At 70.2% G+C, this 23939-nt stretch carries 24 protein-coding genes and 5 tRNA genes; 9 read left to right on the top strand and 20 right to left on the bottom strand.

Translation table 11 applies throughout. The annotated features are described in order from the left end of the window. The first annotated feature begins 37 nt into the window (after positions 1-37). Positions 38-1945: an HSP90 family protein gene (locus OHA03_RS05790; RefSeq protein WP_267001413.1), complete on the top strand. Its 1908-nt coding sequence runs from the start codon at positions 38-40 to the stop codon at positions 1943-1945. Further along, positions 1942-4890 (top strand): tetratricopeptide repeat protein, encoded by a 2949-nt coding sequence (locus OHA03_RS05795; protein WP_267001415.1) that lies wholly within the window; start codon positions 1942-1944, stop codon positions 4888-4890. Before OHA03_RS05790 ends, OHA03_RS05795 begins: the two co-directional genes overlap by 4 nt. Positions 4891-5029: 139 nt before the next feature. On the opposite strand, the gene OHA03_RS05800 is transcribed toward OHA03_RS05795, so the two are convergent. Beyond that, entirely contained in the window at positions 5030-6667 is a 1638-nt protein-coding gene (locus OHA03_RS05800) for a DAK2 domain-containing protein (protein WP_267001417.1), read from the bottom strand. A 259-nt stretch (positions 6668-6926) separates the two neighbouring features. On the opposite strand from OHA03_RS05800, the gene rpmB reads away from it, so the two are divergent. Next, the gene (gene rpmB, locus OHA03_RS05805) at positions 6927-7112 is read left to right on the top strand and encodes a 50S ribosomal protein L28 (protein ID WP_030928661.1); all 186 of its coding nucleotides are present in this window, start codon (positions 6927-6929) and stop codon (positions 7110-7112) included. 83 nt (positions 7113-7195) lie between these two features. On the opposite strand, the gene thiD is transcribed toward rpmB, so the two are convergent. Together thiD and OHA03_RS05815 are read right to left on the bottom strand one after the other, a co-directional pair. After that, entirely contained in the window at positions 7196-8008 is an 813-nt protein-coding gene (thiD, locus tag OHA03_RS05810) for a bifunctional hydroxymethylpyrimidine kinase/phosphomethylpyrimidine kinase (protein WP_267001420.1), read from the bottom strand. 42 nt (positions 8009-8050) lie between these two features. Further along, positions 8051-9022, bottom strand: coding sequence for a thiamine-phosphate kinase (locus tag OHA03_RS05815; protein WP_093778662.1), 972 nt, complete (start codon positions 9020-9022; stop codon positions 8051-8053). Between the two features lie 318 nt (positions 9023-9340). On the opposite strand from OHA03_RS05815, the gene OHA03_RS05820 reads away from it, so the two are divergent. Next, positions 9341-9574 carry an Lrp/AsnC family transcriptional regulator gene (locus OHA03_RS05820; protein WP_030928667.1) on the top strand — a complete coding sequence of 78 codons (234 nt, stop codon included), beginning with the start codon at positions 9341-9343 and terminating at the stop codon, positions 9572-9574. Positions 9575-9594: 20 nt separating this feature from the next. Further along, the gene (locus OHA03_RS05825; RefSeq protein WP_267001424.1) at positions 9595-10083 is read left to right on the top strand and encodes a DUF3515 domain-containing protein; all 489 of its coding nucleotides are present in this window, start codon (positions 9595-9597) and stop codon (positions 10081-10083) included. 55 nt (positions 10084-10138) lie between these two features. Here the strand turns inward: OHA03_RS05825 and OHA03_RS05830 are convergent, their stop codons facing one another. The 3 genes from OHA03_RS05830 to OHA03_RS05840 form a co-directional block, all read right to left on the bottom strand. Next, entirely contained in the window at positions 10139-11296 is a 1158-nt protein-coding gene (locus OHA03_RS05830; RefSeq protein WP_267001426.1) for a D-alanine--D-alanine ligase family protein, read from the bottom strand. 73 nt (positions 11297-11369) lie between these two features. Beyond that, positions 11370-12380 (bottom strand): NAD(P)H-dependent glycerol-3-phosphate dehydrogenase, encoded by a 1011-nt coding sequence (locus OHA03_RS05835; RefSeq protein WP_267001428.1) that lies wholly within the window; start codon positions 12378-12380, stop codon positions 11370-11372. Continuing rightward, positions 12377-13129, bottom strand: coding sequence for a 1-acyl-sn-glycerol-3-phosphate acyltransferase (locus OHA03_RS05840; protein WP_267001430.1), 753 nt, complete (start codon positions 13127-13129; stop codon positions 12377-12379). Before OHA03_RS05840 ends, OHA03_RS05835 begins: the two co-directional genes overlap by 4 nt. Before the next feature lie 151 nt (positions 13130-13280). Between OHA03_RS05840 and cofC the strand changes: the two genes are divergently transcribed. Together cofC and OHA03_RS05850 are read left to right on the top strand one after the other, a co-directional pair. Continuing rightward, on the top strand, positions 13281-13964 hold the full coding sequence (cofC, locus tag OHA03_RS05845) for a 2-phospho-L-lactate guanylyltransferase (RefSeq protein ID WP_267001432.1): 684 nt from the start codon (positions 13281-13283) through the stop codon (positions 13962-13964). Between the two features lie 10 nt (positions 13965-13974). Further along, the gene (locus OHA03_RS05850; RefSeq protein WP_267001434.1) at positions 13975-14178 is read left to right on the top strand and encodes a hypothetical protein; all 204 of its coding nucleotides are present in this window, start codon (positions 13975-13977) and stop codon (positions 14176-14178) included. Positions 14179-14299: 121 nt separating this feature from the next. On the opposite strand, the gene OHA03_RS05855 is transcribed toward OHA03_RS05850, so the two are convergent. The 4 genes from OHA03_RS05855 to leuC form a co-directional block, all read right to left on the bottom strand. Next, complete coding sequence (locus tag OHA03_RS05855) at positions 14300-14947, bottom strand: HU family DNA-binding protein (protein ID WP_267001436.1); 648 nt, start codon at positions 14945-14947, stop codon at positions 14300-14302. Positions 14948-15090: 143 nt separating this feature from the next. Next, positions 15091-15318: a hypothetical protein gene (locus OHA03_RS05860; RefSeq protein ID WP_030978727.1), complete on the bottom strand. Its 228-nt coding sequence runs from the start codon at positions 15316-15318 to the stop codon at positions 15091-15093. 104 nt (positions 15319-15422) lie between these two features. After that, positions 15423-16016 (bottom strand): 3-isopropylmalate dehydratase small subunit, encoded by a 594-nt coding sequence (gene leuD / locus OHA03_RS05865; protein WP_267001439.1) that lies wholly within the window; start codon positions 16014-16016, stop codon positions 15423-15425. Between the two features lie 5 nt (positions 16017-16021). Next, positions 16022-17446, bottom strand: a complete 1425-nt coding sequence (leuC, locus tag OHA03_RS05870; protein WP_267001441.1) for a 3-isopropylmalate dehydratase large subunit — start codon at positions 17444-17446, stop codon at positions 16022-16024. A 174-nt stretch (positions 17447-17620) separates the two neighbouring features. Here leuC and ndgR point away from each other — a divergent pair, with 174 nt between their 5' ends. Next, positions 17621-18337: an IclR family transcriptional regulator NdgR gene (ndgR, locus tag OHA03_RS05875; RefSeq protein ID WP_030928691.1), complete on the top strand. Its 717-nt coding sequence runs from the start codon at positions 17621-17623 to the stop codon at positions 18335-18337. Between the two features lie 55 nt (positions 18338-18392). Here ndgR and OHA03_RS05880 read toward each other — a convergent pair whose 3' ends face one another. Then, a complete protein-coding gene (locus OHA03_RS05880; protein ID WP_267001444.1) occupies positions 18393-18899 on the bottom strand; it encodes a DUF4188 domain-containing protein in 507 nt (168 codons plus the stop codon). A gap of 100 nt (positions 18900-18999) precedes the next feature. Between OHA03_RS05880 and OHA03_RS05885 the strand changes: the two genes are divergently transcribed. Then, on the top strand, positions 19000-19641 hold the full coding sequence (locus tag OHA03_RS05885) for a MerR family transcriptional regulator (RefSeq protein ID WP_267001446.1): 642 nt from the start codon (positions 19000-19002) through the stop codon (positions 19639-19641). 91 nt (positions 19642-19732) lie between these two features. Here OHA03_RS05885 and OHA03_RS05890 read toward each other — a convergent pair. From OHA03_RS05890 to OHA03_RS05930, 9 genes are all read right to left on the bottom strand, one after another. Continuing rightward, positions 19733-19805, bottom strand: a tRNA-Glu gene (locus OHA03_RS05890). Between the two features lie 18 nt (positions 19806-19823). Beyond that, positions 19824-19895, bottom strand: a tRNA-Gln gene (locus OHA03_RS05895). A 12-nt stretch (positions 19896-19907) separates the two neighbouring features. Beyond that, positions 19908-19980 (bottom strand) — tRNA-Glu (locus OHA03_RS05900). A gap of 60 nt (positions 19981-20040) precedes the next feature. Next, a tRNA-Glu gene (locus tag OHA03_RS05905) sits at positions 20041-20113 on the bottom strand. A 24-nt stretch (positions 20114-20137) separates the two neighbouring features. Next, positions 20138-20209: transfer RNA gene (locus OHA03_RS05910), tRNA-Gln, on the bottom strand. Positions 20210-20296: 87 nt separating this feature from the next. Beyond that, positions 20297-21016, bottom strand: a complete 720-nt coding sequence (locus OHA03_RS05915) for an HAD family hydrolase (RefSeq protein ID WP_267001448.1) — start codon at positions 21014-21016, stop codon at positions 20297-20299. A gap of 97 nt (positions 21017-21113) precedes the next feature. After that, positions 21114-22625 carry a glutamate--tRNA ligase gene (gene gltX, locus OHA03_RS05920; RefSeq protein ID WP_267001450.1) on the bottom strand — a complete coding sequence of 504 codons (1512 nt, stop codon included), beginning with the start codon at positions 22623-22625 and terminating at the stop codon, positions 21114-21116. Beyond that, positions 22618-23403: a fumarylacetoacetate hydrolase family protein gene (locus OHA03_RS05925; protein WP_030978713.1), complete on the bottom strand. Its 786-nt coding sequence runs from the start codon at positions 23401-23403 to the stop codon at positions 22618-22620. Before OHA03_RS05925 ends, gltX begins: the two co-directional genes overlap by 8 nt. An 82-nt stretch (positions 23404-23485) precedes the next feature. Further along, positions 23486-23674, bottom strand: coding sequence for a hypothetical protein (locus tag OHA03_RS05930; protein ID WP_267001453.1), 189 nt, complete (start codon positions 23672-23674; stop codon positions 23486-23488). Positions 23675-23939 lie beyond the last annotated feature (265 nt).

Consider the following 23939-nt stretch of genomic DNA (forward strand, 5'->3'; position numbering starts at 1 on the left):
CCGCGCCGTCGCCCGTCCCCCCACCGGCGCTGCGACGATGACATCTGAGAACTCAGCGAACTCCGCGTCCCCCGATCCGTCCTCCGGATCCTCCTCCGAGTCCTCCTCGGACCGGTCGCCGCACACCTTCCAGGTGGATCTGCGCGGACTGGTCGATCTCCTCTCCCATCACCTCTACTCCTCGCCCCGTGTCTATCTCCGCGAGTTGCTGCAGAACGCCGTCGACGCGATCACGGCCCGGCGCGCCGAGCAGCCGGACGCGCCCGCCCTGGTGAGGCTGTACGCCTCCGGAGGGCGACTGCGGATCGAGGACAGCGGGATCGGTCTGACCGAGGCCGATGTGCACAGTCTGCTCGCGACGATCGGCCGCAGTTCCAAACGCGACGGTGCCCAGGGGCTGGCCTCGGCGCGCGCCGAGTTCCTCGGCCAGTTCGGCATCGGGCTGCTGGCGTGTTTCGTCGTCGCGGCCGAGATCAGGGTCGTGAGCCGGTCGGCCCGCACGCCCGGGGCGCCACCCGTCGAGTGGTGCGCCCGCGACGACGGTTCGTACACCGTCCGCACGCTCCCGGACAGCGCCCGCGCCGAGCCGGGCACCACCGTGCATCTGGTCGCCCGTCCCGGCAGCGCGGACTGGCTCGACGAGGAGCGGGTCCTCGCGCTCGCCCGCGACTTCGGTTCACTCCTGCCGTACGACGTGCGGGTCGGTGACGCCGCGGTCACCGCGCTTCCGGCGCCGTGGGACCGTCCGTATCCGAGCCCGGCGGGGCGGCGGGTGGCGCTCGCCCGTCACTGCCATGAGCAGTTCGGGTTCTCGCCGCTCGACGCGATCGATCTGGATCTGCCGCTCGCCGGGATCCGCGGTGTCGCGTACGTCCTGCCGTCGGCCGTGAGTCCGGCGCAGCGTGCGGGCCACCGCGTGCATCTGAAGGGGATGCTGCTGACCGACCGGGCCGATGAACTGCTGCCCGACTGGGCGTTCTTCGTGCGGTGCGTCATCGACACGGACAGTCTGCGGCCCACCGCGTCGCGGGAGGCGCTGTACGCGGACGAGACCCTTGCCGCCGTGAGGGAGGCGCTCGGCGAACGGATCAGTCAGTGGCTGACCGGGCTTGCCGCGGGTGATCCGGAGCGGCTGGCGGAGTTCCTGTCCGTGCACCACCTGGGAGTGAAGTCCCTGGCCCGGCACGACAGCGCCATGCTGCGGACGATGCTGCCGTGGCTGCCGTTCGAGACGACGGACGGCCGGTTGTCGCTGGAGGAGTTCGCCCGGCGCCATCCGGTGGTGCACTTCACCCGGACCGTGGAGGAGTACCGGCAGGTCGCACCGATCGCGTCCGCGCAGGGCATCGGGGTGGTCAACGGCGGCTATACGTACGACACCGAGCTGGTCGAACAGTTGCCGTCGGTCCGGCCGGGAACGGCGGTCGCGGAGCTGGACGCCGATACCGTCACCGCGCATCTGGACACGGTTGATCCGGCCCAGGAGCTGGCGCTCGGCGGCTTCCTGGCCGCTGCCCGCGCCAGGCTCGACCCGCTGGGCTGCGATGTGGCGCTGCGCGCCTTCCATCCGATGACCGTGCCCGCACTGCATCTCGACGACCGTTCGGTCCGCCATGAGCAGGCCCGCGCCGATGCGGAGGAGCAGGCGGACGACCTGTGGGCGGGGATCCTCGGGTCGCTGCGCGGGAGTGCGCCGCGCGCCCGGCTCGTACTGAACCACCTCAATCCGCTGATCCGCCGGATCGGTTCGCTGGACACCCCGGAGCTGGCGGCCACCGCCACCGAGGCGCTGTACGGGCAGGCGCTGCTGATGGCGCAGCGGCCGCTGCGGCCCGCCGATTCGGCGCTGCTGAACCGGGCGTTCATCGGGCTGCTGGAGTGGGCCACGCACCCGGCCCCGGAGCAGGCTCAGAGCCCCGACCGTCCGCAGGAGGAAGGCCGATGAGCCTCGACATCGCGACGATCCGGCAGGCCCTGCGGGACAACTACGAGGAGCCGGAGGGGCCGGCCCGCAACGCCCGTGCGGAGCGGCTGCTGACCGAGGCCGAAGGGACCGGGGACGCGCCGCTCCTCGTCGAGGCGCTCGCCAACCAGCTGCAGGCGTACAACTACAGCTCGGAGAAGGACAAGATGTTCGTCCCCTTCGCGCGCCTGCTGCGCATGTGGGACGAGCAGCCCGGAAGCTTCGACCAGGTCATGACCCACCACCTCTTCTGGATGTTCAAGTGGGTCTCCAGTTCCATGATCAATCAGCCGCACATACCGCTCACCTCCATCGAGAAGTGGCAGGGCGAGATGGCGCACCGCTACCGGCTCGCCGGGCATTCCGAACGGGCCGTGCGCCAGGGCGAGCTGCAGATCGCCCGCCATCTCGGCGATCTGGAGCGGGCCGAACGGGCGTACACCGCGTGGCAGGCGGCCGACCGGGACCGGATGGCCAACTGTCACGCCTGCGAACTGCACAGCCAGGGCGCCTGGCAGGTGCACCGTGGGCAGGACGAGGAGGCGCTTCGCACCTGGCGGCCGGTCCTCGACGGGGAGCACACCTGCGCCCATGAGCCCCATGCCGTGCTGGCGGCCTCGCTGCTTCCGCTGCTGCGCACCGGCCGCACCGAGCAGGCCCGCGGTCACCACCTGCGCGGCTACCGGATGATCCGCCCGATGGAGTCCATGCGGGACGCCGTGGCGCTGCACATCGAGTTCTGCGCGCTGACCGGCAATGAGGCGCGGGCCCTGGAGATCCTCGCCGAGCGCCCCGCGTACTTCACCGCCACCGGTAACCCCGACTCCCTGATGGACTTCCTGGCCGTCACCGCTCTGCTGATGGACCGGCTGACCGCGCTGGGTCACGACGACCAGTCCGTGCCCGGGCCCGCCGGCACGGACTGGACCGCGCGCTCGCTGGCCGGTCACGCCCGCGAGCAGGCGCTCGCACTCGCCGCCCGTTTCGACGAGCGCAACGGCAATACGCAGGTCAGCGACGTGGTGCGGGAGCGTCTGGCCCAGCAGCCGCTGCTGGACCGGCTGCCGCTCGGCCTACGGGCTCCGCGGCCGGCCGCGGCGGCCCGGAAGCCGGCCGCGGAGCCGGGGACCGCCGTGGAGGCGCCGCTCGACCTTGCCGGGCTGCTCGCCGAGGCCCGCCGGCTCTCCGACGCCCAGCACCCGGACGCCGGGCCCGCCTGGCAGGCCGCCGCCCGCGCGGCCGAAGGCTCGACGGGACTCTCGGACCACGACCGGGCCTGCATCGACGACCACCGGGCGAGGGACGGAGCCCTTCCGCCGGCCGTGGCGCGGGGACTGTTCCTGTCCGCGGCCGAGCTGTACGGGGCGGCGGGTGTCCCGGGCGAGGCCGTTGCCGCGGCGGCCCGGGGCGCGTACGTCCGCTCGCTGGAGGCCGAGCACGCGGCCGAGGCCCTCGCCGAGGCAGCGGTCCTGGTGGACCGCGCCCTCGCCCTGCACGCGGCGGGCCGGGCCACCGGCCGCCAGGTCGGCGGCGTGCTGGTCTGCCGGGCCCGGATCCTCAATCAGCTGGTGCTCGGCGCCCCGGACGAGTCGTCTGTCGAGACCGCGGTCGACGCTCTCGAGCAGGGGGTACGGGAGCTGCTCGCCTTCACCGAACCGCTGGGCGCGCAGGCCGGGGTGGCCACCGGGACCGCGGAGGCGTTGGGGTTCCTCGGCGACATCGCGGCGTACCGGGGCGACGGGCCGGGAGCGGGCGAGCTGTATGCGCGGGCCGCCGCCGAGACCGACGCGGCCGGACTGCCCTGGTACTCCGTCGCGTACGAGACCAAGGCCGCACGGATCGCGGTCGAACTGCGGGACCACGCCACGGCCGAGCGCGCCGCCCGCGCGGCCCTGGCACACGGGGCGTTCGTACCCGCGCCGGGCCGCGCACGACTTCATCTACAGCTCGCCGAAGTCCTCGGCGGCATCGGGGAGTTCGCCGAGGCGTCCGAGCAGGCGCTCGATGCCGCGCACTGGGCGGACGAGGCCGGCGAGAGCGACGGCCTAGGGGTCCACGCCCGGCATCTGCTCGGCGGCTGGCTGCTTCAGCTGGGGCGGGCGGGGGAAGCGGCAGCCGTACTGGAGGCCGTGCTGCCCGACATCACGGCCGAGGACCACGGCGACGGCATGCTCGTCCAGACGCTCTGGTGGCTCGGTGACGCACTGACCGCGCTCGGCGAGCCGCGGGAGGCGGCCGGACACTGGCTGAAGGCGGCGGACATCGCGAGGACCTGGCCCGAACAGCACGATCACGCGATGCTCGCCAACCTCGCCGGCCAGGCGCTGTACCAGGCAGAGCTCAACTCCCAGGCAGAAAAGGCGTATGCGCGGGCCGGGGAGCTGTGGCGACAGCTGGGCGACGTCCATGCGCTGGTGAGGACGCTGCGGGTACGGGCCTGGATCGCGGTCCGTGAGGGGCAGCCGGGGCCGGCTGCGGCGCGGGCGTTCATGTCCGCGGCGGAGCGCGAGTGCGAGGCGGCGCTGGCGGCTGCGGAGCCGGGACAGGTGCCCGGGCTGCGGGCGGAACTCGCCGACACCCACCGCCAGACCGGCGAACTGATCGCCAACGCGTGCCAGGGCGAGCCGGACGAGGACGACGACGGAAGCGCGCGTTCGGCCTACGAGGAAGCGCTCGCCCAGGTCGACCGGGCCGTCACCGGCTTCACCGAGGCCGGTCCGGACTTCCTGGACCGGCGGACGGCGGCGGAACTGGTGGCCGCCTGGCTGGAGGCGGATCTGGGCCGCCGCGACGGTGCACGGGCGCGGGCGTGGGGGGTGCTTGCGGTGTACGAGGGGACCGGGTCGGAGGCGGGCGACACGGTGCATGCGCGGCGGGCGGAGGCGGAATCGGTACTCGGGTACGTGGACCGGGCGCCGCACAAGTAGGGACGGGGCCTGCCCGGTGGCCGTTCTCGCCGCAATCGGCGGACGGGCCGGATTTCATCCCGGCGGACAGTTGGCCGGCCCTTCAAGCCCGTCCGGCGATCGGGACAACGCCTCACGGGCGGCGCCCGCCGTGCGCGCCCTACTCCACGCCGATCAGCAGCGGCGTTCCCCGTCCGCCGCCCCGGTACACCAACGTGTCCACCGCCAGATAGCCCTCCCGCACATGCTCCTCCAGGGCGTCGGCCAAGGCGTCCGGTACGTCCTCGCCCAGTACCAGCGTGACGAGTTCGCCGCCCGCCGCCAGCATCCGGTCGATCACCGCCCGGGCCGTGCCGGGGACGTCCTCGCCGATGACCGCCACATCGCCTTCGATCAGGCCCAGGATGTCGCCGGCCTGGCAGATGCCCGCCATGGTCCAGGACTGCCTTTCGGCGACGGCCAGTTCGCCGTAGCGGGTGGCACCGGCCGCCGCGGTCATCGCCACCACGTCCTCGTCGAAGCTGCGGTCCGGTTCGTGGACGGCGAGCGCGGCGATGCCCTGGACGGCGGCCCGGGTCGGGATGAGGGCGACCCGGATGCCCTCGGTGCGGGCCTGTTCGGCGGCGGCAGCCGCCGTGTGGCGCAGCTCGGCGTCGTTCGGCAGGAGAACCACCTCACGGGCGTGCGCGCGGCGGATCGCGTCGACCAGTTCGCCGCTGGCCGGCGGCTCCCCGGGCCGGGCGAGCACGGTGGTCGCACCGGCCTCCGAGCAGAGGCCGGAGAGCCCCGGGCCGGGGACCACGACGACGACACCGCGCTGCGCGGGTTCGCCGTGGTGCTGGTGGACCCGGTCGGCGCCGAAGTGGGTGATCCGGATCCGGTACGGCCGGCCGGCCTCGACCGCGGCCTCCACCGCCGCACCCGCGTCGTCGACATGGACGTGGACGTTCCACAGCCCGTCCCCGCCGACCACGACGAGCGAGTCACCGAGCCCGTCGAGCCGGGTCCGCAGCCGGTCGACCGCGTCGTCCCCGGCCTCCAGCAGATAGATCACCTCGAAGGCGGGGCCGTCCTGCGGTCCGCCCGCCGCGCAGTCGTCGGCCGCGGCAGTGGTCACGGGGGCGATGTCGGGGGTCACCCAGGTGCCGTGTTCGGGCGCCTCCCCGGAGACCGCTTCGACGAGCGCCTCGAGGACGGTCACCAGGCCCCGTCCTCCGGCGTCCACGACGCCCGCCCGACCGAGGACGGCCAGCTGCCCTGGGGTCGCGTCCAGCGCCGTGCGCGCCCCCTCGTACGCCGCCTGCACGACCGCCCGCGCACTCGAGTCGCCCGCCGTGCGCCCGGCGGCCTCGGCGGCGGCGGTGGCCACCGTCAGCACGGTGCCCTCGACGGGGTGGGCGACGGCCTGCCTGGCTGCCGTCGCGGCCCTGGTCAGCGCGAGCCGCAGATGGTCGGCGTCCTGCCCGTCGGCCAGCACCCCCGCCATGCCGCGCAGCAGCTGCGCCAGGATCGTGCCGGAGTTTCCGCGGGCGCCGATCAGCGCCCCGTGCGCCATGGCCCGTACGGCATCGGCGAGGGCGGGCACGGACGCGCCGGTCTCGTGCCCGGCGAAGACCGCTTCGACGGCTCCTGCCGCCGACTCCACCGTCAGATAGAGGTTGGTCCCGGTGTCCCCGTCCGCGACGGGATACACATTGATCGCGTCGATCGCCGCACGCTCCCGGCCCAGTGCCTCCAGGGCGAGCGAGCACCAGGTACGCACCGCGACGGCGTCCATGTCGTCGGCGGTCTGCGGCACGTGGTGTTCCTCCTGGAGAGCGGGCCGTGGGCGGCTGGCTGAACCGCAGAGTAGTCCGGCCCGGTGGGCCCGGCAGGGACAGGGGCGGGGCGGACTGCGGCGAAACCCATGGTAGTTTCGTTCTACCGACGCAGCCGTTGTATGCTGCTTCGGTTGCCCGATGAGAGTCGGGCCATTCCTCCGGTACCGCCACTTCAGTCAAATGATTCCGGCGCGCCGGAATTCACTGTAAGTGCACCTGAAGTCTTTGGAGTGACCCGTGGCTGCCAACTGCGACGTCTGCGGCAAGGGGCCGGGCTTCGGCAACAACATTTCGCACTCGCACCGCCGTACGTCCCGTCGCTGGAATCCCAACATCCAGCGCGTGCGTGCCGTGGTCGGTCGGACGCCGAAGCGGCTCAACGTCTGCACCTCGTGCATCAAGGCCGGCAAGGTCGCGCGCTGACGTTCCCGTCGTAGCGCAGCCTTCCGGTTGCCCAAAAAGCCGGTCCACCTCGGTGGACCGGCTTTTTGCTGTGCGTCGAGCTCCTACAGCCGCCACCCGTGGTCGACGGGGCCGATCCCGGCGCCCAGCGGGAAGCCTGCCGCGATCGCCCCGGTGACGTACTCCTTCGCGGCCCGTACCGCCGTCGGTACGTCCTGCCCCCGGGCCAGCCCGCAGGCGATCGCGGAGGCCAGGGTGCAACCCGTGCCGTGGGTGTGCCGGTTGTCGTGCCGGGGGGCACGCAGCCAGTGCTCCTCGGTGCCGTCCGTGAGCAGGTCGACCGGTTCGCCGGGCAGATGCCCGCCCTTGATGACGACCCAGCGCGGTCCGTATCCGAGGATCTCCCCGGCGGCCCGCCGCATTCCGGGCTGATCCGTGACGGTCACTCCGGTGAGCTGTGCCACCTCGTCCAGGTTGGGGGTCGCCACCGTCGCGACCGGCAGGAGCTTCTGCCGTACGGAATCGAGGGCCTCGGCGGCCAGCAGCGGATCGCCGTGCTTGGAGACCCCGACCGGGTCGACGACGACCGGGGCGTCGGTCGCCGCGAGGAGTGCGGCGACGGTCTCCACGAGTGCGGCCGAGGCCAGCATGCCGGTCTTCACCGCCTGGACCCCGATGTCGTCGACGACGCTGCGGTACTGGGCCCGGACAGCCTCCACGGGCAGCTCCCACGCGCCCTGGACACCCAGCGAATTCTGCGCCGTCACCGCGGTGATCACGCTCATGCCGTGCACGCCGTGCGCCAGCATCGTCTTGAGATCGGCCTGAATGCCCGCACCGCCGCCGGAATCGGATCCGGCGACGGTGAGTACACGGGGCGGTACGAGTGGTGCGGCGGGGGATGCAGATATGGGCATACCCCGAAATCTACTCCGGGCGCCGGAGCTGCCGGGCGCCCCCTAGTGGGCGTCCTCGATGCCACCGAAGTGGTCCCAGCCGCCCTTACTGGTCCAGGGCGCCCCGTCGACCGTCACCTGGGGCAGCGCCGACGGATTGAGGACCTCGCCGATCACCTTCCAGCGGGCGGGCAGCTTCACGTCCGCCGGGAACGTGGCGACGATCGCGTGGTCCTCTCCCCCGGTGAGCACCCACTGCAGCGGATCCACGCCGACCGCCTGGCCGATGTCGGACATCTGCGAGGGGATGTCGATGAGACCGGAGCGCAGATCGATCCGGACCTTGCTGGCCTCGGCGATGTGCCCGAGGTCGGCGACCAGCCCGTCGCTGACGTCCGTCATGGCGGTGGCGCCGAGCCCGGCGGCCGCGGGGCCCGCGTGGTACGGCGGTTCGGGGCGCCGGTGCGCCTCGACGAAGGCGCGCGGCGAGCGGAAACCGCGGGAGAGCACCGCGTACCCGGCGGCGGACCAGCCGAGCCAGCCGGTGACGGCGACGACATCGCCGGGGCGGGCGCCGGCCCGGGTGACCGGTTCGTGGTTGCGCAGATCGCCGAGTGCGGTGATCGCGACGGTGATGGTCTCCCCGCCGACCACGTCACCGCCGACCACGGCCGCCCCCGCGACCTGGCATTCGTCACGGATGCCGTCCATCAGCTCGCCCGCCCACGTGACCGGGAGTTCGGCGGGCACGACCAGGCCGAGCAGCAGCGCGGTGGGCACGGCGCCCATGGCGGCGATGTCGGCGAGATTCTGCGCGGCGGCCTTGCGTCCGACGTCGTACGCCGTCGACCAGTCGCGGCGGAAGTGCCGTCCCTCCAAAAGGATGTCGGTACTGGCCACGACCCTACGGTCGGGAGCGGCCACGACCGCGGCGTCGTCGCCGGGTCCGAGCCGTACCGCCGGAGTGGTGGTGAGGCGGGAAGTGAGCTCCCTGATGAGCCCGAACTCCCCCAACTCGCCCACGGTTCCCTTCACCGAGTCTCACCTCTCATCTATCGCGCCGGACGGGCGTCCGGCCTGGATCGGCGGCCGGGGGCCGGGACCGTGGCCCAGCCGTCGGAAGCAGTCTGCTCCGGTTGTCGCCGGCATGCCTGTCCCCCATCCGGACCGCTGCACTTGCGGTCGCGAGCCGTCACTGCTGTCGGTACTGTCAAGAGATACGTCAACCGCTGCCATCCGTACGCCACGCGGTGGGACGTCATCCGGTCCGCAGGTCTCCCCGCGGCCCGCGGCAACGCGATACCGTGGCGTCTCTTTCCCCCACATGATCCTCGTGGCCGCCCTGGAGGTTCCGTGGTACAGGCGTACATCCTTATCCAGACCGAGGTGGGCAAGGCGTCGACCGTCGCCGAGACCATCACGAAAATCCCGGGAGTGATCCAGGCAGAGGACGTCACCGGCCCCTACGACGTGATTGTGCGCGCGCAGGCCGACACAGTCGATGAACTCGGACGCATGGTGGTCGCCAAGGTCCAGCAGGTGGAGGGCATCACCAGAACCTTGACCTGCCCGGTCGTTCATCTGTAGCCCCCTTATACGCTGGGCCGGTGACGTCCTTCCGCCGCCGGCTTCGCCGCCCCGTGTTCCTCGGCCCGTCCGCTGCCGTTCTGCTGCTGGCCGCGGCGGGCTGCTCGTCCATGGACACCCATGCGTCGATCACGGTTCCCACCCCGACGCCGGAAGCCGCAGCCTACTGCCGTGCACTGCACAAGGAGCTGCCGAAGACCGTCGCCGGACAGAAACGCAACGACCCAGGACCGAGGTCGGAGCTGACCGCCGGCTGGGGGGACGGGGCGATCGTACTGCGCTGCGGGGTCGACCGGCCCGCAAAGATGGACGATCCGATGGCGAAGGGGGCCGAGGCGGACGGCGTCAACTGGCTGCTGGAGCAGCCGGAGGACGCCGGTCCGCGCTTCACCACCACCTATCGCAAGGCGTATGTCGAGGTGTCGCTCTCGACGGCGTACGCACATGACATGAGCCCGCTGGCGGCGTTCGCCGCTGCCGTCAAGAAGACGGTCCCCAGCAGCGTCTAGCGAGTGTCCGCGCAGTCCGGCCCGGCGCCTGTGCGCACATCCGGCCCGGTGTTTCTCAGCGCAGGCCGGTCGGGCGGGTCAACGCCGCCTGGATCAGCCGGTCCACCAGCTCCTGGTAGCTCACGCCGCTCTCCTGCCACATCCGCGGGTACATGGAGATCGGGGTGAAGCCCGGCAGCGTATTGATCTCGTTGATCACGAAGCCGCCGTCCTCGGTGAGGAAGAAGTCGGCGCGCACCAGGCCCTCGCAGGACGCCGCCTCGAAGGCTTCGACCGCGAGCCGCTGGACCTCGGCCGTCTGCTCCCCGGTCAGCGGGGCGGGCACGATCCCGGACGCCGAGTCGATGTACTTGGCCTCGAAGTCGTAGAAGTCGTGCGCGGTGACCGGCGGGATCTCGGCGGGCACGCTGGCACGCGGTCCGTCCTCGAACTCCAGCACCCCGCACTCGATCTCGCGGCCCCGCAGCAGCGACTCGACCAGGAACTTGGGGTCGTGGCGGCGGGCCTCCTCGATCGCCTCGTCGAGGCCGGAGAGGTCGTCGACCTTGGTGATGCCGATGGACGAACCTGCCCGGGCGGGCTTGATGAAGAGCGGCCAGCCGTGCTCACCGGCGAAGTCCACGATGCGCTTGCGGGCACCGGAGCGGTCGTTGTCCCACTCACGGGGGCGGATCACGACGTACGGGCCGACGGGCAGCCCGAAAGAGGTGAACACCCGCTTCATGTACTCCTTGTCCTGGCCGACCGCCGAGGCGAGCACACCGGCGCCCACGTACGGCACCCCGGACAGCTCCAGGAGCCCCTGGAGGGTGCCGTCCTCACCGTACGGGCCGTGCAGGACCGGGAAGACGACATCGACCTCGCCGAGCGCCTTCGGGACCGAGCCGGGCTCGCTGTAGACCACCTCACGGCTGCCGGGGTCGACGGAGAGCACCACGCCGCCCTCGCTGGACTCGGCCAGTTGTGCCACGTCCGGCATCTTCCGGTCGGTGATGGCCATCCGCTCGGGCTCGTCGGCGGTGAGCGCCCAGCGGCCGTCCGTCGTGATGCCGATCGGCAGGACGTCGTACTTCGTCCGGTCGATGGCGTTCAGGACGGCACCCGCGGTGACGACCGAAATGCCGTGTTCGGAGCTGCGGCCGCCGAACACGACGGCCACACGCGGCTTGCGGAGCTGCTGCTCCGGGCTCTGGGGGAGGTTCTCGCTGCTCATATCGCGTTGAGCGTACCTGCTGGTACGAGTCACGTCAGCGTCCCCGGGGCCGACCCGCGTACGGAGCAGCCGCTCAGTGGCGCTCCGCCTTCGCGCTGCGCGACATCAGCTCGCCCAGTGCGACCATCGGCGGCTTGCCCTCGTGGACGATGGAGACGACCGTCTCCGTGATGGGCATGTCGATCCCGTGCCGGCGTGCCAGATCGAGCACCGATTCACAGGACTTGACGCCTTCGGCGGTCTGCTTGGTGACGGCGATGGTCTCTTCCAGCGTCATACCGCGGCCGAGGTTGGTGCCGAAGGTGTGGTTGCGCGACAGCGGCGAGGAGCAGGTCGCCACCAGGTCGCCGAGGCCCGCGAGTCCGGAGAACGTCAGCGGGTCGGCGCCCATGGCGAGGCCGAGGCGGGTGGTCTCGGCGAGGCCGCGGGTGATGAGCGAGCCCTTGGCGTTGTCGCCGAGGCCCATCCCGTCGGCGATGCCCACGGCGAGACCGATGACGTTCTTGACCGCGCCGCCGAGTTCGGCGCCGACCACATCGGTGATGGTGTACGGGCGGAAGTACGAGGTGTGGCAGGTGGCCTGGAGGCGACGGGCCACCGACTCGTCCCGGCAGGCGACGACGGCCGCGGCAGGGCGGCGTTCGGCGATCTCCTTGGCCAGGTTGGGGCCGGTGACGACGGCGATGCGGTCCGCGGGGACCTTGGTGACGTCCTCGATGACCTCGCTCATCCGCTCGGCGGTGCCGAGTTCGACGCCCTTCATCAGCGAGACGAGAACGGTGTCCGGACGCAGGTGCGGGGCCCAGTCGGCGAGGTTGGCGCGCAGCGTCTGCGACGGCACGGCGAGCACCGCGAAGTCGGCGCCGCGCAGCGCCTCTGCGGCGTCGGTGGTGGCCCTGATGGAATCGGGTAGTTCAATTCCCGGCAGATAGTCGGGGTTGGTACGGGTCGTGTTGATCGCCTCGACGAGCTCGGCGCGACGGCCCCAGAGAGTGACCTCGCTACCGGCGTCGGCGAGCACCATGCCGAAGGCCGTACCCCAGGAGCCGGTTCCGAAGACGGCTGCTTTGACGGGGTGCGTCACTTGGGTCCCTTCCCTTCGGCCTTGCGCCGCTGTTCGGCACGTGCCTTGCGGTGGTCGTAGAGCTCGGTGGGGGCCTTCTCGCCGCGTACGACTTCGAGCTGGGCGGTGACCGCGGCCATGATGACCTCGGTCGCCTCACGCAGGACGTCGGGCGTCGGCTCCATGCCGTAGAACCGGGAGAGGTCGACGGGCGGTCCGGCCTGCACCTGGAGTGTCTTGCGGGGGAAGAGCCGGAGCTTGTTCTCCTTGGCGTACGGCGGCATCGCCAGGTTGGCGCCCCACTGCGCGACGGGGATGACCGGGGCCTTCGTCATCAACGCGACGCGGGCGGCACCGGTCTTGCCGGCCATCGGCCACATGTCGGGGTCGCGGGTGAGGGTGCCCTCCGGGTAGAAGGCGACACATTCACCGCGCTCGATGGCGTCGACGGCGGCCCGGAAAGCGTCCAGCGCATTGGTCGTCTCGCGGTACACCGGGATCTGCCCGGTGCCGCGCAGGATCATTCCGACAAAGGGGGTCTTGAAGAGGCCCGCCTTGGCGAGAAGCCGCGGCACCCGGCCGGTGTTGTACTGGAAGTGACCGTAGGAAAGCGGGTCCAGATACGAGTTGTGGTTGACCGCAGTGATGAATCCGCCGTCGGCCGGGATGTGTTCCATTCCCCGCCAGTCACGCTTGAACAGAACCACCAGCGGTGGTTTTGCGATGGCCGCCGCCAGGCGGTACCAGAAGCCGATTCTGCGGCGGGACACTCGGACACCTTCCTCTACGGACCTGACGAGCTGCCTGGCCCATGGGCGGCCAATTCTGGCCCCAGGCCCCTGCTCTGTCGAGAACACCGTACGCCTCGCCTCCGGGACCGAACCTCCGGGTTGTCACACCGGCAGGCGAGAATGAGCGGCGATGCGCATCGAGGGGGAGATCGCCACGAACACCGACCCGACCGGCCTGTGGTCCCTGGTCGTCCCGTTGAAGCCGCTGGCACAGGGCAAGAGCAGGCTCACGGGGGCGGCCGGCGTCATGCTGCGCCCCCGGCTCGCCCTGGCCTTCGCCCAGGACACCGTGGTCGCCGCGCTGTCCTGCCGGGCCGTACGGGATGTGGTGGTCGTCACGGACGACCCGGTGGCCGCGGCGGCGCTCGCGGCGCTCGGGGCGCGCACCGTTCCCGACGAACCGGCCGCCGGGCTCAACGCCGCACTCGTCCACGGCGAGCGGGCGGTACGCGACCGGCGGCCCGCCGCGGCGGTCGCGGCGCTCAACGCGGACCTGCCCGCACTGCGCCCCACGGAATTGGCCCGCGTCCTCGATTTCGCCGCCGAATTTCCTCGCGCATTTGTCACGGATGCGACGGGAATCGGCACGACATTTCTTTCGGCTTCATCCGGGGTGGAATTGCGTCCGGCTTTCGGTGGCCCGTCCAGGGCCCGGCATCTTTCCTCCGGCGCGGTGGAAATCACGTCGGCCGGTATCGATTCGGTCCGCCAGGACGTGGACACCGGCGACGATCTGCGGGCCGCCGTGCGCCTCGGGGTGGGCCCGCACACGGCGGACCGCTGGGCCGCGGGCGTGCCAGTGCGGGACCGATAGGCTGCCGTTCATGCAGGCGACCTCGTACACGTACGACCCCGAGACCCGCACCGGCAGTGTGCTGCTCGACGACGGCACCCCGGTGGAATTCGACGCCCCGGCCTTCGACGCGGGCGGCCTGCGGCTGCTGCGCCCCGGGCAGCGGGTGCGGATCGAGGTCACGGGCGAGGGTGCCGACCGGCGGATCACCCTGGTGACGCTGCAGACGTTCTGAAGGGCGGCCTCGGACCACCGGGCCCCCTCCGGCAGCGGGCCGGGCCCCGAACAGCCCGCGGGCCGGGCTCCCCGTGGGGAGCCCGGCCCGGCGCGTGTGAGTAGCCCTGCGCTGCTCGGTCTCACTTCTTCCGCGCGACGGCCTTCTTGGCCGTGGTCTTGCGCGCCGTGGTCTTCTTCGCGGGCGCCTTCTTCGCCGTGGCCTTCTTGGCGGGCGCGGTCTTGCTGGTGACGGTCTTCTTCGCCGCCGCGGCCGTGGTCTTCTTGGCCGCCGTGGTCTTCTTGGCCGCCGCGGTGGTCTTCTTCGCGGTGGTCTTCTTGGCGGCGGTGGTCTTCGCCGCGGTCACGGCCTTCTTGGCGGTGACCTTCTTCGCCGTGGCCTTCTTGGCGGTGGCCTTCTTGGCCGCGGCCTTCGTGGTCGCACGGGTGGGAGCACCGCCCGAGAGGCTGCCCTTGGGCGCCTTCTTCACGGCCACATCGTGCTTGGGGAGCTTCTTCGAGCCGCTCACCAGGTCCTTGAAGCCCTGTCCCGCGCGGAAGCGGGGCACCGAGGTCTTCTTGACCCGTACGCGCTCACCCGTCTGCGGGTTGCGGGCGTAGCGAGCCGGGCGGTCGACCTTCTCGAACGAGCCGAAGCCGGTGACCGAGACACGGTCCCCGGCGACAACGGCACGGACGATCGCGTCGAGTACCGCGTCGACAGCGTCTGCGGCCTGCTGGCGGCCGCCGACCTTGTCGGCAATCGCTTCTACGAGCTGCGCCTTGTTCACGTCTTCCCCTTCGGAGACATTGCCAGAACGAAAGTGTTCAAGCGTTTTCGCACGTTAGGCAGATATATACCGCAAATCAAACACGAAACGGGCTAATCACCCTAGTGCCGCAACGAAGTCGACCGCTGCGCAGTTCCGCAGAGTCAGTCACCTTCGGGGAATCGGCCCTCATCGAGGTCCTTCATCAACCGGTCCAGACGCCTTGCCGCATCCGGTAGATCGTGCTTCGCCGCGGCCGTGACGACCAGCAGCTTCCGGGACAGCGCCATCCTTACGCCCTCCGGGACTTGCAGTGCGCGCACTCTTGCGTGCGCTTCCTTCAATTGGTCGGCGACTTGGCCGTAAAGCTTGAGTTGGCTGTCGCGTTCCATGCACCGATTGTGCCATCTGGGGCGAGTTGTCGCCCGACGGGGTCTCAACAAGCGACTGCGCCCTCTACCAGAAGGCAGAGGGCGCAGTACTGGAAACGCGCTGCTCAGGCGTTAATTGTACGCGGCTTGAAGGTCGGCCTTGCCGCCTCATAAGTCGCGATGTCCGCTTCGTTCTGAAGGGTGAGGCTGATGTCGTCCAGCCCGTTCAGCAGTCGCCAGCGAGCGTTCTCGTCGAGCTCGAAGTCGGCGGTGATGCCCTCGGCGCGGACCTGGCGCGCCTCCAGGTCAACGGTGATCTCGGCCTTCGGGTCGGCCTCGGTCAGCTCCCAGAGCGCGTCGACCACCTTCTGGTCGAGCAGGACGGTCAGCAGGCCGTTCTTCAGCGAGTTGCCGCGGAAGATGTCGGCGAACCGGGAGGAGATGACGGCCTTGAAGCCGTAGTTCTGCAGGGCCCAGACGGCGTGTTCGCGGGACGAGCCGGTACCGAAGTCGGGACCCGCCACCAGGACCGTGGCGCCGTCCCGCTCGGGGCGGTTGAGGACGAAGTTCTCGTCCTTGCGCCAGGCCTCGAAGAGTCCGTCCTCGAAGCCGTCGCGGGTGACCTTCTTCAGCCAGTGGGCGGGGATGATCTGGTCGGTGTCGACGTTGCTGCGGCGCAGCGGGACGGCCCGGCCGGTGTGTGCGGTGAAAGCTTCCATGATTCTCAGACTCCGGCGGACGTACGGGCGTCGGACAGGTCGGCGGGCGAGGCCAGGTGGCCCAGCACGGCGGTGGCGGCGGCGACCTGCGGGGAGACCAGGTGAGTACGGCCGCCCTTGCCCTGCCGGCCCTCGAAGTTACGGTTCGAGGTCGAGGCGGAGCGCTCGCCGGGGGCCAGCTGGTCGGGGTTCATACCGAGGCACATCGAGCAACCCGCGTGCCGCCATTCGGCGCCGGCCGCGGTGAAGACCTTGTCCAGGCCCTCCTCGACGGCCTGCAGGGCGACCCGGACCGAGCCGGGGACGACCAGCATCCGTACGCCGTCGGCGACTTTGCGACCGTCCAGGATCGAGGCCGCGTTACGCAGGTCCTCGATGCGGCCGTTGGTGCAGGAGCCTACGAAGACGGTGTCGACGTCGATCTCGCGCAGCGGCTGCCCGGCAGTCAACCCCATGTATTCCAGGGCCTTTTCGGCGGCGTTCCGCTCCGACGCGTCCTCGTACGAAGCGGGGTCGGGGACGTTCGCCGACAGGGGCGCACCCTGCCCGGGGTTGGTGCCCCAGGTGACGAACGGGGCCAGTTCCGCGGCGTCGATGACGACCTCGGCGTCGAAGACCGCGTCCTCGTCCGTGCGCAGCGTCTTCCAGTACGCGACGGCGGCGTCCCAGTCCTCGCCCTGCGGGGCGTGGTCGCGGCCCTTCAGGTAGTCGAACGTGGTCTCGTCCGGGGCGATCATGCCGGCCCGGGCGCCCGCCTCGATCGACATGTTGCAGATGGTCATCCGGGCTTCCATCGAGAGCTTCTCGATGGCGGAGCCGCGGTATTCGAGGATGTAGCCCTGGCCGCCGCCGGTGCCGATCCGGGCGATGATCGCGAGGATCAGGTCCTTGGCCGTCACGTCGTCGGGCAGTTCGCCGTCGATCGTGATCGCCATCGTCTTCGGACGGGCCAGCGGCAGCGTCTGGGTGGCCAGCACGTGCTCGACCTGGCTGGTGCCGATGCCGAATGCCAGCGCGCCGAACGCGCCGTGCGTGGAGGTGTGGGAGTCGCCGCAGACGACCGTGGTGCCGGGCTGGGTCAGCCCCAGCTGCGGGCCGACCACGTGCACGACGCCCTGCTCGACGTCACCCAACGGGTGCAGCCGTACGCCGAAGTCCGCGCAGTTCTTGCGCAGCGTCTCCAACTGGGCGCGGGAGACCGGATCGGCGATGGGCTTGTCGATGTCGAGGGTCGGGGTGTTGTGATCCTCGGTGGCGATGGTGAGGTCGAGGCGCCGCACCCGGCGTCCGGCCTGACGGAGGCCGTCGAAGGCCTGGGGGCTGGTCACCTCGTGCAGCAGGTGCAGATCGATGAAGAGGAGGTCGGGCTCACCTTCGGCGCGCCGGACGACATGGTCGTCCCAGACCTTCTCCGCGAGTGTCCTACCCATCGCTTTCCCTCCGGCCGGCGTCTTCGCCGGCCCAACTAGAGATTCGGTGCGCCGCCGTCCGGACCCCCGTGCGGGGCGGTGGCTTCGGGCCGTTGTGTGGCCGCCCCTACAGGTTCGCAACTTCTGCGGAAAATTGAACTTGCGTTTCACAGAGTGAGACGCGAGTATCGTCGTATGGACAACTCTAGCGGCGTCGGCGTTCTCGACAAGGCAGCTCTGGTATTGAGCGCCCTGGAGTCCGGTCCGGCCACCCTCGCCGGGCTGGTCGCGGCGACCGGGCTCGCACGACCCACGGCCCATCGACTGGCCGTGGCACTGGAACACCACCGGATGGTGGCGAGGGACATGCAGGGCCGTTTCATCCTCGGCCCGCGGCTGGCGGAGCTCGCGGCCGCGGCCGGCGAGGACCGCCTGCTGGCGACGGCCGGCCCGGTGCTCACACACCTGCGTGACATCACCGGCGAGAGCGCGCAGCTCTACCGCCGGCAGGGAGACATGCGGATCTGCGTGGCGGCTGCGGAGCGGCTGTCCGGACTGCGGGACACCGTTCCGGTCGGCTCCACGCTCACCATGAAGGCCGGCTCGTCGGCCCAGATCCTGATGGCCTGGGAGGAGCCGGAGCGCCTGCACCGCGGCCTCCAGGGCGCCCGCTTCACGGCGACGGCGCTCTCCGGCGTCCGGCGGCGCGGCTGGGCCCAGTCGATCGGCGAGCGGGAGCCGGGCGTCGCCTCGGTCTCGGCGCCGGTGCGCGGTCCGTCGAACCGGGTGGTCGCCGCCGTCTCGGTCTCCGGACCGATCGAGCGGCTGACCCGTCACCCGGGCCGGATGCACGCCCAGGCGGTCATCGACTCGGCCGCGCGGCTGAGCGAGGCCCTGCGCCGCAACGGCTGACGTACTCGTTCTCCCCCTGATCCGAAAGGCCGCCCCAGCGTCGTGGCGGCCCTGCTCAGCCCTTCCGCTCCGTGACCGAGCGATGCGCGAGACGATCCGCCGCGCGACGGCCGCGCCCCTCGACGGGCAGCACACCGGTCACCGCAGCCAGTCCGTACGGCGGCATGTCGGCGTAGATCGATTCGTACGACCCCTCCGGTGCGATGTACGTCTCGTGCCACAGCCCCACGTGCTGCCTGGACTTCTTCTCCTTGCGGTTCATCATCGCCCAGGCCTTGCGGTGGAACATGTCGGGAGCGCTCGCGTACGCGTACAGCTTCTCCTTCGACTCCCAGTACTGGACGACGTAATACGTCCTCGGCGACCCGGTGAGCAGTGTGTAGCCGAGCAGTCCGCGACTGCTGTCCCGGCTCAACTCCCGCAGCATGCGCGGCATTGCGGCGAGGACCGGCAGCCAGTGGTGCACGCCCCAGAAGTGGTTGATGCGCATCCCGATGAGCAGCACGACCACCTCCCCCTCAGCAGCCGCGGTCGTCCGCCCAGGTATCGGCTTCGCAAACATGCAGTGCCCCCTGTCTCGTGGCCGATCATTGGAGAGCGTCACTATCCAATGATTGGATAGTGGCACTGCCCAAGGGGTGGCGCAAGGGAAGGCACCGAACATGCGACTGTCGGAACTGAGCAAGCAGAGCGGCGTCACGACCGCGACGATCAAGTACTACTTGCGTGAGGGGCTGCTGCCGCCCGGTGAACGCGTCAGCGCGACCCAGGCCGAGTACGACGAGAGCCATCTGCGCCGGCTCCGTCTGGTGCGGGCACTGATCCAGGTCGGCCGCCTTCCGGTGGCAACGGCCCGCGAAGTACTGGCACATGTCGATGACGAGTCCCTCGGCCGGACGATCCGCCTCGGCGCGGCGCTGTGGTCCCTGCCGCACGGCCCCGAGCCGGACGAGGACGCCCCGGAGACGGCCGTGGCACGCCACGAGGTCGACCGGCTTCTCGACCGGCTCGGCTGGGCGTTCGTGCAGGATCTCGGCTCACTGGACCCCGTACATCGCGCACTGGTCGCGTCGATGGCCACCCTCATCCGGCTCGGATACCCCTGCGACATCGAGTACTTGGCGGAGCAGGCCCGCCTCATGGAGCAAGTGGCCGTCCACGACCTGGACATGATGGAGTCCTATCCGGCGGGCGCGGAGCAGGTGGAGATGGCGGTCGCCTCGGTGGTGCTCTACGAGCCGCTGCTGCTGGCGCTGCGCAGGCTGGCCCAGGAGGAGGAGTCGGCCCGACGGTACGGCCTCTGACCACAGCGGGTTCCCCGCGCACAACAGGCCCCGGACATACGACCAAGGGCCCTTCACCGAAGTGAAGGGCCCTTGGTTTTCTGCTCTGTTGTACCCCCGACCGGATTCGAACCGGCGCTACTGCCGTGAGAGGGCAGCGTGCTAGGCCGCTACACAACGGGGGCGTGATACTGCATCTTGCGCTGGGCTACCAGGACTCGAACCTAGAATGACGGTACCAGAAACCGTAGTGTTGCCAATTACACCATAGCCCATGGTGTTACAAGTACCCCCGACCGGATTCGAACCGGCGCTACTGCCGTGAGAGGGCAGCGTGCTAGGCCGCTACACAACGGGGGCCCTAGCGATCCTGCATCGAAATCGTGGGTGCGACCCAAATGATCTCGCGGGAAGGATCTGTACCCCCGACCGGATTCGAACCGGCGCTACTGCCGTGAGAGGGCAGCGTGCTAGGCCGCTACACAACGGGGGCGTGTTTTACAGATGAAGGTCTGCGCTGGGCTACCAGGACTCGAACCTAGAATGACGGTACCAGAAACCGTAGTGTTGCCAATTACACCATAGCCCACCAAAACTCAACCCCCAGAGGGGGTTTTGTTCGGCTTGCGCTTCCCGGCCGGATCTTTCGGCCCGCTCGGGCGGCGCAGGAAGAACATTACCCGAAGGTGTCCGACGCTCCAAAACGGGTATTGCCCGCCAACAGTCCGGGGAGCTGATCAAGGCCGGTGATCCGGACCAGATCGGGGCGTCCGCCACGCCCGTCCCTGTCCAGCCAGACCCCCTTCAGTCCGGCCGCCACCGCCCCACGGGCGTCGATGTCCGGGTGGTCGCCGACGTACACGGCGTCCTGCGGCGCCAGCCCGAGCGTGTCGCAGGCGGCGTGGAACGCCCCGGCCTCGGGCTTGGAGACGCCGAGCTCCACCGCGCACACCACGGCCTCGAAGCGGTCCCGCACGCCGAGGGTGCGCAGTTTGCGGTCCTGGTTGATGATGCTGGAATTCGACAGGACGGCATGCCGGTAGCGGCCGGCCAATAGGTCCAGGGCCGGCACGGCGTCCGGGAAGAGCGCCCACGCGGCCTCGTAGTGGACGACGTGCCGGCCGAACCATTCGTCGGCCTCCGCGTCCGTCAGCGGCCGCCCGAGGAACGCACGGACCCGCTCCCGGCGCTGCCCCTGGAAGTCGGTCTCCCCCGCGGCGAGACGCGCCCACTGGACGTCGGTGATGGCCCGCCACGCCTCGAGGGCCTGCTCGACGGACGCGTATCCGCCGGGCAGGCCCTCGCTCGCCAGATGTTTGCGCATACCGGTACGGTCGGCGCCCGTGTAGTCGAAGATCGTGTCGTCGATGTCCCAGATCACGGCTCGGATCGGCATGAAGCCACGCTACCGCTCAGCCGGGGCTCAGCCACATGGAAGGGGGCGGCCACCGGAACGAACCGGTGGCCGCCCCCTTCGGGCGTGCAGGAGCCGCTTACGCGGCCAGCTTGGCCAGTGCCGCGTCGATCCGGGCCAGCGTCTTCTCGCGGCCCAGGATTTCCAGGGACTCGAAGAGCGGCAGGCCGATCGTGCGGCCGGTGACGGCGACGCGGACCGGGGCCTGGGCCTTGCCGAGCTTCAGGCCGTGCTCCTCACCGGCGGCGAGGATGGCGTCCTTCAGGGCCTCGGCGTTCCACTCGGCGTCGACCAGCTTCGCGCGGGCGGTGACGAGCAGGGCGTCGGAGCCCTCCTTCATGGCCTTGGCCCAGGACGCCTCGTCCTCCACCGGCTCGTCGAGGAAGAGGAAGTCGACGTTGGCCGTGATGTCCGAGAGGACGGTGACGCGGGTCTGGGCGTAGGGGGCGATGGCCTCGAACCGGGCGGCATCGAAGGCCTCCGGGGCCCAGGGGGCGAACGGGGCCTTCAGCCAGGGGCCGCACGCCTCGGTGAAGGTCTTCACGTCGAGCATGCGGATGTGCTCGGCGTTGATGTGCTCGCACTTCTTCAGGTCGAAGCGCGCCGGGTTGGCGTTGACGTCCTTGATGTCGAACGCCGCCACCATCTCCTCGATGGAGAAGATGTCGCGGTCCTCGGCGATCGACCAGCCCAGCAGGGAAAGGTAGTTGAGCAGTCCCTGAGGGAGGAAGCCGCGCTCGCGGTAGAGGTTGAGCGAGGCCTGCGGGTCACGCTTGGAGAGCTTCTTGTTGCCCTCGCCCATGACGTACGGAAGGTGCCCGAAGACGGGGGTGTCCTTGGCGATGCCGAGCTCGATCAGCGCCTTGTAGAGGGCGAGCTGGCGCGGGGTGGAGGAGAGCAGGTCCTCGCCGCGCAGGACGTGGGTGATCTCCATCAGCGCGTCGTCGACCGGGTTGACCAGCGTGTAGAGCGGGGCTCCGTTGGCCCGGACGATGCCGTAGTCCGGCACGTTCTCCGGCTGGAAGGTCAGCTCGCCGCGGACCAGGTCCGTGAAGGTGAGCGGCTCGTCGGGCATCCGGAAGCGGACGATGGACGTCCGGCCCTCGGCCTCGTACGCGGCGGTCTGCTCGGCGGTCAGGTCGCGGCAGTGGCCGTCGTAGCCGGACGGCTTGCCGGCGGCGCGGGCGGCGTCGCGGCGGGTGTCGAGCTCCTCGGTGGTGCAGTAGCAGTGGTACGCGTACCCGCCGGCGAGAAGCTTCGCGGCGACGTCCTTGTAGATGTCCATGCGCTGCGACTGCCGGTACGGGGCGTGCGGGCCGCCGACCTCGGGGCCCTCGTCCCAGTCGAAACCGAGCCAGCGCATCGAGTCGAGCAGCTGGTCGTACGACTCCTCGGAGTCGCGGGCCGCGTCGGTGTCCTCGATACGGAAGACCAGGCTGCCACCGTGGTGCCGGGCGAAGGCCCAGTTGAAGAGGGCGGTGCGGACCAGGCCCACGTGGGGGTTGCCGGTCGGGGAGGGACAGAAACGTACGCGGGGGGGTACCCCCTGCTCGAGCGAAGCCGAGAGCTTGGGGGAGTTGGTGTTAGCCACGCTTGATCACCTTGTTGGTGAGAGTGCCGATGCCTTCGATGGAGACGGCGACCTCGTCGCCGACATGCAGGGGTCCGACCCCTGCCGGAGTGCCGGTGAGGATCACATCGCCCGGGAGCAGCGTCATGGCCTCCGTGATGTGGACGACCAGATCCTCGATGGAGCGGATCATTTCGCTCGTACGGCCCAGTTGACGTTGCTCGCCGTTGACCGTGGCCTGAATGGCGAGGTCGCTGGGGTCGAGGTCGGTCTCCACCCAGGGGCCGAGCGGGCAGGACGTGTCGAAGCCCTTGGCCCGGGCCCACTGCTTCTCGCGCTTCTGGGCATCGCGGGCGGTGACGTCATTGGCGCAGGTGTAGCCGAAGATGACGTCCTTGACGCGCTCACGCGGCACTTCGCGGCACATCCGGCCGATGACCACGGCCAGCTCGGCCTCGTAGTGCACTTCGTTGGAGAAGGAGGGGTACTCGATGGCGTCCCCGGAGCCGATCACCGACGTGGTGGGCTTGAAGAAGGCCACCGGTACGTCCGGGACCTCGTTGCCGAGTTCCGCGGCGTGCTCCGCGTAGTTGCGGCCGATGGCCACGACCTTGTTGGGGAGCACGGGCGGCAGCAGTCGGACCTTGCTCAGCGGGACCTTGGTTCCGGAGAGCTCGAAGTCGGCGTACGGGATGCCCTTGATGATGTCGAGGACGAGGTCACCGGAGTCGACGGTGCCGTCGCCCTCAACCGCGCCGAAGGCGACATTGCCGTCGATGGAGAACCTGGCGATGCGCACGGGATGCTGTCGCCCCTCACTTGCTGGCTGGCTGAAGACTGACGCCCCAGGCTAACGCGGGTGAGGGGGACAATCGCGCGCATTACTCGGCGGTGGCGGCCATGGCCGGGGCTTCCATCAGGATGGTGCGACGCGGGTTGGCCGTCTGCGTCGGAAGGTCGACGGCATGCTCCGGCTGGTCCGGCGTCTGCAGCGCTTCGGCGTCCTTGAGGTGCGCCAGCGTGGTGCGCCGGGGGTTGGCAATGTTGCGGAACATCATCGTCGTCTTCATCTGCCGTCAGGACCCTGTCGGTACGGGCGCCGCCCGGAGGGGCGCCGGTTGTCGGATTTGCCATCCCTGTAAAGCGTCAGGCTAAACATCCAATTCCCTCCGGATCCCCGGAAGAGACGACGATCATCATGTGAGTTTGCTCACGAAGCAGTCGACAATTGCCCCATTCCGGGCGCTCAATCTTGATCGAAGAAACGGACATTGCATCACTGAATGAACCATTCCGCTGCTGATCATGTCGACTGGGACACCCCTCACCCCCACC

Source organism: Streptomyces sp. NBC_00154 (assembly GCF_026342835.1).
Classification (GTDB): Bacteria; Actinomycetota; Actinomycetes; order Streptomycetales; family Streptomycetaceae; genus Streptomyces.

Excerpts from the sequence above, each read along its gene's own strand:
- OHA03_RS05790 (WP_267001413.1), top strand. The coding sequence starts at position 38 with ATGACATCTGAGAACTCAGCGAACTCCGCGTCCCCCGATCCGTCCTCC.
- OHA03_RS05795 (WP_267001415.1), top strand. The coding sequence starts at position 1,942 with ATGAGCCTCGACATCGCGACGATCCGGCAGGCCCTGCGGGACAACTAC.
- thiD (WP_267001420.1), bottom strand. The coding sequence starts at position 8,008 with ATGCCCATATCTGCATCCCCCGCCGCACCACTCGTACCGCCCCGTGTA.
- OHA03_RS05830 (WP_267001426.1), bottom strand. The coding sequence starts at position 11,296 with ATGAGCAGCGAGAACCTCCCCCAGAGCCCGGAGCAGCAGCTCCGCAAG.
- cofC (WP_267001432.1), top strand. The coding sequence starts at position 13,281 with ATGCGCATCGAGGGGGAGATCGCCACGAACACCGACCCGACCGGCCTG.
- OHA03_RS05850 (WP_267001434.1), top strand. The coding sequence starts at position 13,975 with ATGCAGGCGACCTCGTACACGTACGACCCCGAGACCCGCACCGGCAGT.
- OHA03_RS05860 (WP_030978727.1), bottom strand. The coding sequence starts at position 15,318 with ATGGAACGCGACAGCCAACTCAAGCTTTACGGCCAAGTCGCCGACCAA.
- leuD (WP_267001439.1), bottom strand. The coding sequence starts at position 16,016 with ATGGAAGCTTTCACCGCACACACCGGCCGGGCCGTCCCGCTGCGCCGC.
- leuC (WP_267001441.1), bottom strand. The coding sequence starts at position 17,446 with ATGGGTAGGACACTCGCGGAGAAGGTCTGGGACGACCATGTCGTCCGG.
- ndgR (WP_030928691.1), top strand. The coding sequence starts at position 17,621 with ATGGACAACTCTAGCGGCGTCGGCGTTCTCGACAAGGCAGCTCTGGTA.
- OHA03_RS05880 (WP_267001444.1), bottom strand. The coding sequence starts at position 18,899 with ATGTTTGCGAAGCCGATACCTGGGCGGACGACCGCGGCTGCTGAGGGG.
- OHA03_RS05885 (WP_267001446.1), top strand. The coding sequence starts at position 19,000 with ATGCGACTGTCGGAACTGAGCAAGCAGAGCGGCGTCACGACCGCGACG.
- OHA03_RS05915 (WP_267001448.1), bottom strand. The coding sequence starts at position 21,016 with ATGCCGATCCGAGCCGTGATCTGGGACATCGACGACACGATCTTCGAC.
- OHA03_RS05930 (WP_267001453.1), bottom strand. The coding sequence starts at position 23,674 with ATGAAGACGACGATGATGTTCCGCAACATTGCCAACCCCCGGCGCACC.